Below are 13,741 nucleotides of genomic sequence, written 5' to 3' on the forward strand. Positions count from 1 at the left end.
CGAACGGACTGTCATACGGACGTCGAAGCCCGACCAGAAGACCCCCGACCAGAAGACAAGGCCCCATGAAATTCTTTGTCGACACCGCGGATATCGCAGAAATCAGGGATCTCGCCGCGACGGGTCTCGTCGATGGCGTGACCACGAACCCCTCTCTGGTGGCCAAGAGCGGCCGCAATTTCATCGAGGTCATCGAGGAGATCTGCGGCATCGTCGCCGGCCCCGTCAGCGCGGAGGTCACTGCGCTCGATGCGGCGGCCATGATCGAGGAAGGCCGCAAACTCGCGAAGATCGCAAAGAACATCGCCGTCAAGGTGCCGCTGACCTGGGATGGCCTGAAGGCCTGCAAGGCGCTCGCCGGCGAAGGCACGATGGTGAACGTCACCCTCTGCTTCTCGGCGAACCAGGCGCTCCTCGCCGCCAAGGCCGGTGCGACCTTCGTCTCGCCCTTCATCGGCCGCCTCGACGACATCAATCTCGATGGAATGGAACTCATTCACGATATCCGAACCATCTACGACAATTATGACTTCCCGACCGAGATTCTCGCCGCCTCGATCCGCAGCGCAAATCACGTGAAGGAAGCAGCGCTGGTGGGCGCCGATGTGGCGACCGTACCGCCGGGCGTCCTGCGCGGACTTGCAAACCACCCTCTCACCGACAAGGGCCTCGAACTCTTCCTCGCCGACTGGAAGAAGACCGGCCAGAAAATTCTCTGATAACCTCCCGGGTGATCGACGCCATGAGCCATTACAACGACCGGACGGAAGTCGAACGGATTATGGAATCCGTGCCGAGCGTCTCACCCGACGAGGTGAAGGCCTTTCTCCTGGCGCATCCCGAATTCGTTACCGACGACCCCGATCTCATCTCGGCCATCATTCCCGCGCAGGACAACGGGCATAATGTCGTCGACATGCAGCAATTCATCATCGGCAAGCTGCAGAAGCAGGTCCGCACGCTGCGCGACATCCAGTCCGAACTGATCGAGGCGTCTTCGCTGAACAGCCTCGCCCGCGAACAGGTCCACAACGCCGCCTGCGCGCTTCTCGATGCGCGCAATTTCGAGCACCTGATCGAATACATCACCGCACCTGAGGGGCTTGCCCGCGCGATCGACGTCCGCGCCGCCGCCCTTTGCATCGAAACATCGAACGGCGTTTCCGGCATCGGCGTCCGCAGCGTGCGTGTGCTGGAGCCGGGCGGCGTCGCCCGCATGATGGGAGGCGATGTCTCCTACCGCCTCGTCGCCAATGTGCATGGCAGCCGCGGCCTCTACAATCATCTCGCCGAGGAAGTGCAGTCCGAAGCGCTGGTGCGGCTCGATTTTGCGAGCGGCGCACCGGCCGGGCTCCTTGCGCTGGGCGGCCGCACGCCGGAACAGTTCCATCCCGAGCAGGCTGCCGATCTTCTCGAATTCCTTGCCCGCATCGTCGAACGCTGCGTGCGCCGATGGCTCGACCTGCCCCCGGCACTCTGACGCCCGACCAGGCCGCCGCCGCCATTGCCGCGGCGGAGGATGTGCATCCGCATTTGCGCGCCTGGTATTCGCATCTGATGGCCGAGAGGCGCGCAAGCCCCGCAACGCTCGTCAACTACCACCGCGACGTGGCGCGCTTCTTCGATTTTCTTGTCGATCATCTGGGCCATGCGGCCGATCTGCAGTCGCTCGGCGCACTCGAGCTGCGCGATTTCCGCGCCTTTCTGACCCGGCGGCGCAATGAGGGCCTTCAGAGCAGAAGCCTCGCCCGCGCGCTTTCGAGCATCCGCTCCTTCTTCCGCTTTCTCGATCGCGGCGGCGTCCTCTCCAATGCGGCGCTCACCGCCCTGCGCTCGCCGAAACTTCCCCACGCCATCCCGAAGCCGCTGTCGCCCGAAGCAGCCCTCGACCTCATCGACGAGGCAGCCGACGAGCGCATCGAACCCTGGATCGCCGCCCGCGATGCGGCCATTCTGACCCTTCTTTACGGCTGCGGCCTTCGCATCGCCGAGGCGCTGTCGATCGACCGGCGTGCGGCCCCCCTGCCCGCCACGTTGCGCGTCACCGGCAAGGGCGGCAAGGAGCGCATCGTCCCCGTGCTGCCCGTGGCGCGCCAGGCGGTCGATGATTATCTGCGGCTCTGCCCTTTCGGTCTCGGGCCGGACGACCCGCTCTTCGTCGGCGCGCGCGGACGAAGGCTCGATCAGCGCATGGTCAGGGCAACCGTCATTCGCCTGCGCCAGAGGCTCGGCCTTGCCGATACCGTGACGCCGCATGCACTGCGCCACAGCTTCGCCACGCATCTGCTCGCGGGCGGCGGCGATCTGCGCGCGATCCAGGAACTGCTCGGCCATGCGAGCCTGTCGACGACGCAAATCTATACGGAGGTCGAGAGCCAGCGCCTGCTCGACATCTATGACAAGGCCCATCCGCGCTCGCGGCGCTGAACCTCACATATGGATGGGAGCGCCCGTCACCGCGAGAGCCGCTTCCTTCACCGCTTCCGAAAGCGTCGGATGCGCATGGCAGGTGCGGGCGATGTCCTCCGACGAGGCGCCGAATTCCATCGCGATGCAGGCTTCCGCGATCATCTCGCCCGCATTGACGCCGATGATGTGGACGCCAAGCACCCGGTCGGTCTTCTTGTCGGCGAGAATCTTGACGAAACCGTCCGTCTGCTTGTTCGACTTCGCGCGGCCATTGGCCGTGAAGGGGAACTTGCCGGAATTGTATTCGACGCCCTCGGCCTTGAGCTGTTCCTCGGTCTTGCCGACCGCCGCGACTTCGGGCGAGGTGTAGACGACGCCCGGAATGACATCGTAATTGACGTGACCGGCGACGCCGCCGAGGCGCTCGGCGACCATCACGCCCTCTTCCATCGCCTTGTGCGCGAGCATCGGCCCCGCGATCACGTCTCCGATGGCGTAGATGCCGTCGACATTGGTCTTGAGATGCGCATCGACCTCGATGCGGCCGCGCTTGTCCGTCACGACACCGGCATTCTCGAGCCCGAGCCCCTGCGTATAGGCAACACGGCCGACGGCAACGAGCACCACATCGGCCTCGATGACCTGCGCCGCGCCGCCCTGCGCGGGCTCGACGGAAACCTTGAGCCCCGCCTTCGTCTTTTCGACCTTCGTCACCTTGGAGCCGAGCTTGAAGTCGAAGCCCTGCTTCTTGAGGATGCGCTGGAAGTTCTTGGCCACCTCGCCATCCATGCCGGGAAGGATCGCGTCGAGATATTCGACGACGGTGACCTTGGAGCCGAGACGGCCCCAGACGGAGCCGAGTTCGAGCCCGATGACGCCGCCACCGATGACGAGGAGCCGCGCCGGCACCTGCCCGAGCGCGAGCGCGCCGGTCGAGGAAACGATCTGCTTCTCGTCGATCTCGATTCCCGGCAGCCGGGCGACATCCGAACCGGTCGCGATGACGATGTTCTTCGTTTCGAGCACGCGCTCGCCGACCTGAACCCTGCCCGGCGCCTTGATGACGCCTTCGCCCTTCACCCACTCGATCTTGTTCTTCTTGAAGAGGAACTCGATGCCCTTTGTGTTGCCGTCGACGGCTTCATCCTTGAAACCGAGGAGCTTCTTCAGGTCGATGGTCGGCGTGCCGACATTGATGCCCATATCCGCGAAGGCATGGCCCGCCTCCGCGAAGAGTTCCGAGGCGTGGAGCAATGCCTTCGACGGAATGCAGCCGATATTGAGGCAGGTGCCGCCGAGCTTGTCGCGCTTCTCGACGCAGGCGACTTTCATGCCGAGCTGCGCCGCGCGAATCGCGCATTCATAGCCGCCAGGGCCCGCGCCGATCACGACGAGGTCGAAAGCATCCGCCATGGCATTACTCCTGATTTGCGGAGGGGTGTCAGAGATCGAGCAGCAGGCGCTGCGGATCCTCGAGCGATTCCTTGACGCGAACGAGGAAGGTCACCGCCTCGCGCCCGTCCACGATGCGATGATCGTAGGAAAGGGCGAGATACATCATCGGCCTGACCTCGATCTTGCCGCCGATCACCATCGGCCGTTCCTGGATCTTGTGCATGCCGAGAATGCCGGATTGCGGCGCGTTGAGGATCGGGGTCGACATGAGCGAGCCGTAAACGCCACCATTCGAGATGGTGAAGGTGCCGCCCTGCAATTCCTCGAGCTTGAGCTGGCCGTCGCGGGCGCGCCTGCCGAAATCGTTGATCGTCTTCTCGATGTCGGCGAGCGACATGTCCTGCGCCTCGCGCACGACGGGAACGACGAGGCCGCGCTCCGTGCCGACCGCCACGCCGATATTGTAATAATTCTTGTAGACGAGATCGTCGCCGTCGATCTCGGCATTGACCGCCGGGATTTCCTTCAGCGCCGCGATGCACGCCTTGACGAAGAAGCTCATGAAGCCGATGCGCACACCGTGCTTCTTCTCGAAAAGCTCCTTGTACTGATTGCGGATCGCCATGACGTTCGTCATGTCCACCTCGTTGAAGGTGGTGAGCATGGCGGCCGTGTTCTGCGCTTCCTTGAGGCGGGTGGCGATGGTCTTCCTGAGCCGCGTCATGCGCACGCGCTCCTCGCGCGCGGCCTGATCGGCGGGGACGGGCGCACGCACCTGAACGGGCGCGGGCGCGGCAGCCGGGGCGGCGATCGCCTCGAGCATGTCGCCCTTCGTCACGCGGCCATCCTTGCCCGTGCCCGCAACGCGCGCGGGCTCGATGCCGCTTTCTTCCGCAAGCCTGCGCACGGAAGGCGCAAGCGGCGCCTCCGCCTTTGCGACAGGCGCGGCCGCTGCGGCCGGAACCGCCGCGGGGGCTGCGGGCTTCGCCGCGGGCGCCGCCTTCTTCGGTTCTTCCTTCTTCGCGGCGGGCTTGGCGGCGGGTTTTCCCGCCCCCTCGCCGATCGCACCCAGCACGGCGCCGATGCCGACCGTTTCGCCCGGCTTCACGAAGACATCCGAAAGCACGCCCGATGCGGGCGCCGGCACCTCGACCGTGACCTTGTCGGTTTCCAGTTCGACCAGCGGCTCGTCAACGGTGACCGCGTCGCCCGGCTGCTTGAACCACTGGGCAACGGTCGCTTCCGTTACCGATTCGCCGAGTGCCGGCACCTTGATTTCCGTCGCCATTCTCTTTCCGCCTTTCAGAGAAAACTCAGTCGATCTTCAGCGCATCCGACAGGAGCTGGTTGAGTTGCTGATTGTGCTTGCTCATGAGGCCGACAGCCGTCGCCGCCGATGCCGGCCGCCCCGCATAGCGCGGACGGCGATAGCGCGCGCCGACCTGATCGAGCACCCATTCGATATTGGGCTCCATGAAGGTCCAGGCCCCCATGTTCTTCGGCTCCTCCTGGCACCAGACGATCTCGGCCTGTGTGAACCGCTGAAGTTCGGTCATCAGCGACTTGGCCGGGAAGGGATAGAGCTGCTCGACGCGCAGGAGATAGATGTCGTTGATCTCGCGCCTCTCGCGCTCCTCATAGAGGTCGTAATAAACCTTGCCCGAGCAGACGATGACGCGCTTGATCTTGTCGTCGGACACGAGCTTCACCTTCTCGCCGGAAGGGGTCTCCGCATCGTCCCACAGCACGCGATGGAAGCTCGAGCCGGGGCCGAACTCCTCGATCTTCGAGACGACGCGCTTGTGCCGCAGAAGCGACTTCGGCGTCATCAGGATGAGCGGCTTGCGGAACTTCCTGTGCATCTGGCGGCGCAGGATGTGGAAATAGTTCATCGGCGTCGTGCAGTTGGCGACCTGGATGTTGTCCTCGGCGCACATCTGCAGATAGCGTTCGAGACGCGCGGAGGAATGCTCCGGCCCCGCGCCCTCATAGCCATGCGGCAGCAGCATGACGAGACCCGACATGCGCAGCCACTTGCGCTCGCCGCTGGTGATGAACTGGTCGATCACCACCTGGGCGCCATTGGCGAAGTCGCCATATTGCGCTTCCCACAAGGCGAGCGCATTGGGCTCCGCCAGGCTGTAGCCATATTCGAAGCCGAGGACGGCGTTTTCCGAAAGCATCGAGTTGATGACTTCGTAGGGCGCCTGATTCTCGGCGATGTGGTTCAGCGGAATGTAGCGGTCTTCCGTCTCCTGATCGTTGAGCACGGAATGGCGCTGCACGAAAGTGCCGCGTTCGGAATCCTGCCCCGACAGGCGCACCTTGAAGCCTTCCCTGAGCAGCGTGCCGAAGGCAAGTGCCTCCGCCATGCCCCAGTCGATGCCCTCGCCCGTCTCGATCATCTTGTGGCGGTTGTCCATGAACCGCTGGATGGTCTTGTGGATGTTGAAGCCCTTCGGAACCTCCGAAAGCTTCAGGCCGACCTCGCGCAGCACTTCGAGCTCGACGCCCGTCTCGCCGCGCTGCGCCTCGCCTTCGGAGCGGCCGAGACCCGCCCAGCGTCCATCGAGCCAGTCCGCCTTGTTGGGGCGGAAGCTGTTGGAGGCTTCGTATTCCTTTTCCAGTTCGTGACGGAACGCCTCGACGCGGCGCTCGATCTCTTCCCTGGTGATGAGACCCTGCTCGACGAGCCGCTCGGAATAAAGCTCCAGCGTCGTCGGATGGCTGCGGATCTTCTTGTACATGAGCGGCTGCGTGAAGCTCGGCTCATCGGACTCGTTGTGGCCGAACCTGCGATAGCAGAACATGTCGATAACGACAGGCTTGTTGAAGCGCTGCCGGAACTCGGTGGCGATCTTCGTCGCATGCACGACTGCTTCCGGGTCGTCGCCATTCACATGGAAGATCGGCGCCTGCACCATCTTCGCCACGTCCGAAGGATAGGGCGAGGAGCGCGAGAAGATCGGGCTCGTGGTGAAGCCGATCTGGTTGTTGATGATGAAATGGATCGAGCCGCCGGTGCGATGCCCCTTGAGGCCCGAGAGCCCGAGGCATTCGGCCACGACGCCCTGTCCCGCAAAGGCCGCGTCGCCATGGATGAGCAGCGGGATGACAGTGCTTCTCTGCCCGTCATGGAGCTGATCCTGCTTCGCGCGCGCCTTGCCGAGCACCACGGGATCGACGATCTCGAGATGCGAGGGATTGGCGGTGAGCGACAGATGCACCTTGTTGCCGTCGAACTCGCGATCGGACGAGGCGCCGAGGTGATACTTCACGTCGCCGGAGCCATCGACATCCTCCGGATTCGACGAGCCGCCCTTGAATTCGTGGAAGATCGCGCGGAAAGGCTTCGACATCACATTCGCGAGCACGTTGAGACGCCCGCGATGCGCCATGCCGAGCACGATTTCCTTCACGCCGAGCGCACCGCCGCGCTTGATGATCTGCTCGAGCGCCGGGATCATCGCTTCCGCGCCGTCGAGGCCGAAACGCTTGGTGCCGATATACTTCACGCCGCAGAAGCGCTCGAAGCCCTCGGCCCTGATGAGCTTGTCGAGAATGGCGAGCCGACCCATTTCGGTGAAGGTGACTTCCTTGTCCGGGCCCTCGATGCGCTCCTGGATCCAGGCCTTCTCCTCCGGATCGCCGATATGCATGAACTCGACGCCGATCGTGCCGCAATAGGTGCGGCGCAGAATGTCGAGCATCTGCCGCACGGTCGCCGTTTCGAGCCCGAGCACATGGTCGATGAAGATCGGACGGTCGAGATCGTCCGGCCCGAAGCCATAGCTCGCCGGATCGAGTTCCGGATGGTCGGATTGCGGGCGCAGATCGAGCGGATCGATATTCGCGTCGAGATGGCCGCGGATGCGGTAGGCGCGGATCATCATCAGCGCGCGCACGGAATCGAGCGTCGCGGAGCGAATCTCCTCTTCGCTCGCGCCGGTCTTCCGTTCGGAAATCTTCTGCTTGATCGGCGCCTCGAGCGTCGTCCAGTTGGCGTCGAGCGCCGAGACAAGCTCGCCATTGGCGATGAGAGGCCAGTCGGAGCGCTTCCAGGAAGCGCCCCTTGCAACCTTCTTCACATCCTCGGGCGCATCGCCGAGGCCGTCGAAGAAATTACGCCATTCCGCGTCTACCGACTGCGGATCTTCCTGATAGCGGGCGTAAAGCTCTTCGACAAAGGCTGCGTTGGTTCCATAAAGAAAGGACGTCCGCTCGAAGCGCTCGTTGGCGCTGCCATTGCTCATGCCGGTGTCCGGTGCGGATTAAGGGCCCGCACCCCCTTCTTGAAAGAGGCCGTTTGCTGACCCGAATCCTATCCGGTCAGGGTCAACAAGCCATTTAAAAAACCCTGCGGAGCCAGCGCCTGTCAGACGGCGGCTCCGCAACATTTCTCAACGGCCCTTCAGCAAGTCGACGAGCGTCGTGCCGAGTGCCGCAGGCGACGGCGAAACGCGGATCCCCGCGGACTTCATCGCCTCGATCTTGGCTTCCGCCGTGCCGCGGCCACCGGACACGATTGCGCCCGCATGGCCCATCCGGCGTCCGGGGGGAGCCGTCACTCCGGCGATGAAACCGACCATCGGCTTCTTCACCTTCGAGGCCCTGATCATGTCGGCAGCTTCCTCTTCCGCCGTACCGCCGATTTCACCGATCATGATGATCGATTCCGTCTGCGGGTCGGCGAGGAACATCTCGAGCGCGTCGATGAAGTTCGTGCCGTTGACCGGATCGCCGCCAATGCCGATGCAGGTGGACTGGCCGAGGCCCGCCGCCGTTGTCTGGGCCACTGCCTCATATGTAAGCGTCCCCGACCGGGAAACAATGCCGACCGAGCCCGGCTTGTGGATGTGGCCGGGCATGATGCCGATCTTGCACTCGCCCGGCGTGATGACGCCCGGACAGTTCGGTCCGATGAGGCGCGTCCTGGAGCCCGAAAGCGCGCGCTTCACCCGCACCATGTCGAGGACGGGAATGCCCTCGGTGATGCAGACGGCAAGCTCGATCTCGGCGTCGATCGCCTCGAGGATCGCATCGGCCGCGAAGGGCGGCGGCACATAGATCGCGGAAGCGGTGGCGCCCGTCTTCTCGACGGCTTCGGCAACGGTGTTGAAGACCGGAAGGCCGAGATGCGTCGTGCCGCCTTTGCCCGGCGAGGTGCCGCCCACCATCTTCGTGCCATAGGCAATGGCCTGCTCGGAGTGGAAGGTGCCCTGCTTGCCGGTGAAGCCCTGGGTGATGACTTTCGTATTCTTGCCGACGAGAACAGACATTTAGTGAGCCTCCTTCACGGCCTTGACGATCTTCTCGGCCGCGTCGGCGAGATTGTCGGCGGAAATAATGGGCAGTCCCGATTCGGCCATCAGCTTCTTGCCAAGATCGACATTGGTGCCTTCGAGGCGCACCACCAGCGGAACCTTGAGGCTGACTTCCTTCGCGGCAGCGATGACGCCTTCCGCGATGATGTCGCAGCGCATGATGCCGCCGAAGATGTTGACGAGAATGCCTTCGACGTTCGGATCGGAAAGAATGATCTTGAAGGCCGCGGTGACCTTTTCCTTCGTCGCGCCGCCGCCGACATCGAGGAAGTTCGCAGGCTCGGAGCCGTAATATTTGATGATGTCCATCGTCGCCATGGCGAGGCCCGCGCCGTTCACCATGCAGCCGATCTTGCCGTCGAGCTTGACGTAGTTGAGATCGTATTTCGACGCCTCGACTTCGGCCGGATCTTCTTCCGTGATGTCGCGAAGCTCGACGATGTCCTTGTGCCGGTAGAGCGCGTTGTCGTCGAAGCCGACCTTGGCGTCGAGGCAGACGAGCTTGTTGTCGCCGGTGACGACGAGCGGATTGATCTCGAGCTGCGACATGTCTTCGGCAACGAAGGCATTGTAGAGCTTCTGGACGAGATCGATGCCCTGAGCGTTGAGATCGCCCTCAAGACCGAGTGCGAACGCCACCTTGCGGCCGTGGAAGGAGGAAATGCCCGATGCCGGATCGATCGAGAAGGTGAGGATCTTTTCCGGCGTCTTGTGCGCCACTTCCTCGATGTCCATGCCGCCTTCGGTCGAGGCGATGAAGGCGATGCGCGAGGTCGCGCGATCGACGAGCACGGAGAGATAGAGTTCGCGCGCGATCGAGGAACCTTCCTCGACATAGAGGCGATTGACCTGCTTGCCGGCCGGACCCGTCTGATGGGTGACGAGGGTCGAGCCGAGAAGGCGCGTCGCTTCGGCCTTCACGTCGTCGACCGATTTGACGACCTTGACGCCGCCGGCCTTGCCGCGTCCACCGGCGTGGATCTGCGCCTTGACGACATAGACGGGACCGCCGAGCTTCTGCGCGGCGGCGACCGCCTCTTCAGGCGTGAACGCGGGAATGCCGCGCGGCACCGCCACGCCATACTTCGCAAGCACGGCCTTGGCTTGATATTCATGGATGTTCATGGGCGGTCCGTCCGGGCTGGAGGGGCAGCGCGGAGTGCGGCCCCGATGGAAAAATTACGGATTGCCGCGAGTTATAGCACCCGGAAATCCGGGCGCAACCGCCAAATCATGAATCCGGGTTCAGAGCATCGCCTTTTTACCCACTTACAGAATTCTCAATAATTTCCTGTAGATAGCCTGACGCTACGTCAAATGGACCCGCTCCGCCACCCCCGGTATCGCCCCTCTTTCCGGCCACAGGGGGCCGGGCCGGCGCCCGAGCCCCGAACTGCCCTCACTCCTCGCCGAGCTGGCGGCTTTCAATCGCGGTCGAGCCCGCGGGCAGGCTCAGCATCAGCCCGTCCTCGCCGATCAGCGTCTTGCCCGCCCCCCGCGCCTCGCCGACGTCGCGCATGAAGATATGCCGCATCAGCGCATTGCGCAGCGGCGGCACGACATGCGTGAAGACGAGCATGCGCACATTGGCCTCGCGCGCGATCTCCGCCGCCTCGACGGGCGAGGCGTGATAGCCGATCGTGTCTCGCGCCATCTTGGCGAGCCGCGCATTGCCGGTCTTGTCGAGCGCGACGGCGAGAAGTTTCACCATCGCGGGGTCGAGCGCCTCATGCACGAGGAGATCGGCATCCTTCGAGAAACGAACCATGTTCTCGATCTTTTTCGTATCGCCGCTGACCACCGCGACGCGGCCTTCATATTCGATCCGGTAGCCATAGGCCGGCTCGACCGGGTGATGATCGACCAGGAAGGCCGAAATCCTGAGGCCGTCCCTGTCATAGACGGTGATGGCCTCTCCGGGCGCGGGCATCGAGATCTCATGCGGGATCATGCGCGCACCTTCCGGCGCCAGAAAATCGGCACCGTGATGGGCGAGCCTGAACCCCGCATCGGAATCATAGGCCGCCGCGAAGCCGCGCACGACATCGGCCGTTCCCGACCGGCCATAGGCGTGGCCTTCGGCGTCTTCTTCATGTTTGAGATCGTGCGGCGCGCCGGGCCCGTAAATCTCGAGCGGCACCTTGCGGCCCGCGATCCAGCTCTGGACCGCCACCTCGCCCAGCCCGCCGATATGGTCCGAATGAAGATGGGTGAGAAGGACGGCATCGAGGGCCGCGGCCGGCAGCCGGGTCGCCGCGATCTTCCGCCAGGCACCCGGCCCCGCATCGATGAGGACCATGTGCCCGCCCGCGATGACGGCCGTGCAGGCATTGGCGCGCTCCGGGTCCGGCATGGGCGATCCCGTGCCGCAAAGCACGATGTGAAGCGCCTTGTCGCCGAGAAGGTCCGAACGGTCGCCCTCCTGAAGGCGCCGCTCGGCTGCGCGCTCCAATATGCCGTCCTGAAGCTTTGGCGACAGCCATACCGCGCCCGCCCCGATGATGACGAGAAGCGCGGCGAGCGCCGCCCCGGCAAATACGATCCTCTTCATCCGTTCCTCCGATCCCGATTAATGGACAACATTAATCACGGGATGAAGGCGGCGCAAGTCCCGGCGTCCCGGAGGGCCCACATGCCCCGACAATGAAAAAGGCCGCCCCATGGGGACGGCCTTTTTTGCGGCAGAGGCTCAGGGCCCGATTACGACTTCTTGCCCTTGGGCGCGGCGCCCTTGGCGACGCTCGGGTCGATCTTCTTGCAGGCGTCGATGAGGCTGACGACGGCGCCGACGGACTTCTCGAACGCCTTCTTCTCGGCGGCGTTGAGTTCGATCTCGACGACGCGCTCGACGCCGCCCGCACCGATCACCACCGGCACGCCGACATAAACGTCCTTCTGACCATACTGGCCCTCAAGATAGGCTGCGCAAGGCAGAACGCGCTTCTGGTCCTTCAGATAGGCTTCGGCCATCTCGATGCCGGACGCGGCCGGCGCATAGAAGGCGGAGCCGGTCTTCAGCAGGCTGACGATCTCCGCGCCGCCGTCGCGCGTGCGCTGGATGATCTGCTCGAGCCTTTCCTTCGTCGTCCAGCCCATCTTGACGAGGTCCGGGAGCGGAATGCCCGCAACGGTCGAGTAGCGCGCGAGCGGCACCATCGTGTCGCCATGGCCGCCAAGCACGAAGGCCGTCACGTCCTCGACGGAGACATTGAACTCTTCGGCGAGGAAATAGCGGAAGCGCGCGGAATCGAGCACGCCCGCCATGCCGACGACCTTGTTGTGCGGCAGGCCGGAGAACTGGCGCAGCGCCCAGACCATCGCGTCGAGCGGGTTGGTGATGCAGATGACGAAGGCGTTCGGCGCATACTTGGCGATGCCCTCGCCCACCTGCGCCATGACCTTGAGGTTGATGCCGAGAAGATCGTCGCGGCTCATGCCCGGCTTGCGCGGCACGCCTGCGGTGACGATGACGACGTCGGCGCCCTTGATGTCCTTGTAGCTGTTCGTGCCCGAGAGCGCGGCATTGTAGCCCTCGACGGGCGATGTCTCGGCGAGATCGAGCGCCTTGCCCTGCGGCAGGCCCTCGGCAATGTCGAAGATGACGACGTCGCCGAGCTCCTTGAGCCCGGCAAGCAAAGCGAGCGTGCCGCCGATCTGACCGCCGCCGATGAGAGCGATTTTCTTCCGCGCCATGAAATGAGCCTCCGGATGTCTGTCTGCAGGGTGGATCGGTGGCCGACGCCGGCCGGATCTCGCGCCGCGTGGGTGAAACTGCTGGCAGCTAGTAGCGTGAATCCCGGCGTTCCGCAATAAACCGTGTGCGGCCGTTAACCAGGATTCCGCTTGGCCGTTGACGGAGGCGGCCCCGGCGCGCAGGTTTCATTCCGGGACGATCGCCATGCGCCTCGGGGGGGAGTGCAGGCAATGCCAGACACGTCTTTGCCGCGCTCCGGGCGGCCGATCCTGAAGCTCGCGGCCGCTCTCGCCGGTCTGGCCGGACTTTCGGGCTGTGCCGCGCCTGTCGTCGGCGGGCTGACCGCCGCCGAGATCTTTTCGCTCGCGGGCCTCAGCGCGACGGTCATGACCGGCCGCGATCTGACGGAACACGCCGTTTCCGCCCTCACCGGCAAGGATTGCCGTTTCCTCGAAACGCTGCTGCGCGATGGCCGCTCGTTCTGCGAGACGCCCGACACGGTCGCGACGCGCGGCGATTTCCACGGTGTCTTCGCCCTTCTGGGCGATGAGGAGACGGTGAAGACCGCCTCCGCCCTCGACCCCGATCTCCTTGGCTTCGCCCCGGTCGACCGGCGCGGAGCAGAAGAATTCTCCCTCGAGATCGCCCGCAAGAAGGCGACGGGCAGCGAGACGCGCCCCCTCTCCTTCGGCATGCTTTCGGCGGCCTTCGGACAATCCTGGACCTATGATGTCCACATTCGCGGGTCCGGCGGGAAGATAGCCGAAGGCTCGCCTGCCCACAGGGCCCCCTCGCTCGGCCTGCGCCCGAGCCGCGGCGACTATTTCGGCCTGTGAAACTCCCCTGATTTCCACACGCCTCGGGACCGCGCCCCCGCCAGAACGCCCGCCGAGAACGCCCGCCTTGTGCGGGACGCGGG

General features: G+C 64.3%; 11 protein-coding genes. 4 read left to right on the forward strand and 7 right to left on the reverse strand.

Annotated features, from left to right (window positions below):
- The first annotated feature begins 65 nt into the window (after positions 1-65).
- Genes fsa through PKA57_RS11515 form a run of 3 tightly spaced genes read left to right on the forward strand, consistent with a single transcriptional unit; the run spans position 66 to position 2,427 of the window.
- Positions 66-719 (forward strand): fructose-6-phosphate aldolase, encoded by a 654-nt coding sequence (gene fsa / locus PKA57_RS11505; RefSeq protein ID WP_324300668.1) that lies wholly within the window; start codon positions 66-68, stop codon positions 717-719.
- 23 nt (positions 720-742) lie between these two features.
- Positions 743-1,480: a DUF484 family protein gene (locus PKA57_RS11510; protein ID WP_324300670.1), complete on the forward strand. Its 738-nt coding sequence runs from the start codon at positions 743-745 to the stop codon at positions 1,478-1,480.
- Positions 1,453-2,427 carry a tyrosine recombinase XerC gene (locus tag PKA57_RS11515; RefSeq protein WP_324300672.1) on the forward strand — a complete coding sequence of 325 codons (975 nt, stop codon included), beginning with the start codon at positions 1,453-1,455 and terminating at the stop codon, positions 2,425-2,427. The genes PKA57_RS11510 and PKA57_RS11515 overlap by 28 nt, the downstream gene beginning before the upstream one ends.
- Positions 2,428-2,430: 3 nt before the next feature.
- Here PKA57_RS11515 and lpdA read toward each other — a convergent pair whose 3' ends face one another.
- The 7 genes from lpdA to mdh all read right to left on the reverse strand — a co-directional run bounded on the left by lpdA (position 2,431) and on the right by mdh (position 12,821).
- Positions 2,431-3,822, reverse strand: coding sequence for a dihydrolipoyl dehydrogenase (gene lpdA, locus PKA57_RS11520; RefSeq protein ID WP_324300674.1), 1,392 nt, complete (start codon positions 3,820-3,822; stop codon positions 2,431-2,433).
- Between the two features lie 28 nt (positions 3,823-3,850).
- Entirely contained in the window at positions 3,851-5,092 is a 1,242-nt protein-coding gene (gene odhB, locus PKA57_RS11525) for a 2-oxoglutarate dehydrogenase complex dihydrolipoyllysine-residue succinyltransferase (protein WP_324300676.1), read from the reverse strand.
- Positions 5,093-5,117: 25 nt separating this feature from the next.
- Positions 5,118-8,057, reverse strand: a complete 2,940-nt coding sequence (locus PKA57_RS11530) for a 2-oxoglutarate dehydrogenase E1 component (RefSeq protein WP_324300678.1) — start codon at positions 8,055-8,057, stop codon at positions 5,118-5,120.
- Between the two features lie 147 nt (positions 8,058-8,204).
- Positions 8,205-9,083, reverse strand: coding sequence for a succinate--CoA ligase subunit alpha (sucD, locus tag PKA57_RS11535; protein WP_324300680.1), 879 nt, complete (start codon positions 9,081-9,083; stop codon positions 8,205-8,207).
- On the reverse strand, positions 9,084-10,253 hold the full coding sequence (gene sucC, locus PKA57_RS11540; protein WP_324300682.1) for an ADP-forming succinate--CoA ligase subunit beta: 1,170 nt from the start codon (positions 10,251-10,253) through the stop codon (positions 9,084-9,086). It abuts the gene before it with no gap.
- A 274-nt stretch (positions 10,254-10,527) separates the two neighbouring features.
- Entirely contained in the window at positions 10,528-11,679 is a 1,152-nt protein-coding gene (locus PKA57_RS11545) for an MBL fold metallo-hydrolase (RefSeq protein WP_324300684.1), read from the reverse strand.
- Positions 11,680-11,828: 149 nt separating this feature from the next.
- Positions 11,829-12,821 carry a malate dehydrogenase gene (mdh, locus tag PKA57_RS11550; RefSeq protein ID WP_324300686.1) on the reverse strand — a complete coding sequence of 331 codons (993 nt, stop codon included), beginning with the start codon at positions 12,819-12,821 and terminating at the stop codon, positions 11,829-11,831.
- A gap of 231 nt (positions 12,822-13,052) precedes the next feature.
- Here mdh and PKA57_RS11555 point away from each other — a divergent pair, with 231 nt between their 5' ends.
- Positions 13,053-13,658: a hypothetical protein gene (locus tag PKA57_RS11555; RefSeq protein ID WP_324300688.1), complete on the forward strand. Its 606-nt coding sequence runs from the start codon at positions 13,053-13,055 to the stop codon at positions 13,656-13,658.
- Positions 13,659-13,741 lie beyond the last annotated feature (83 nt).

It is taken from the genome of Parvibaculum sp. (assembly GCF_035325945.1).
GTDB lineage: Bacteria > Pseudomonadota > Alphaproteobacteria > Parvibaculales > Parvibaculaceae > Parvibaculum.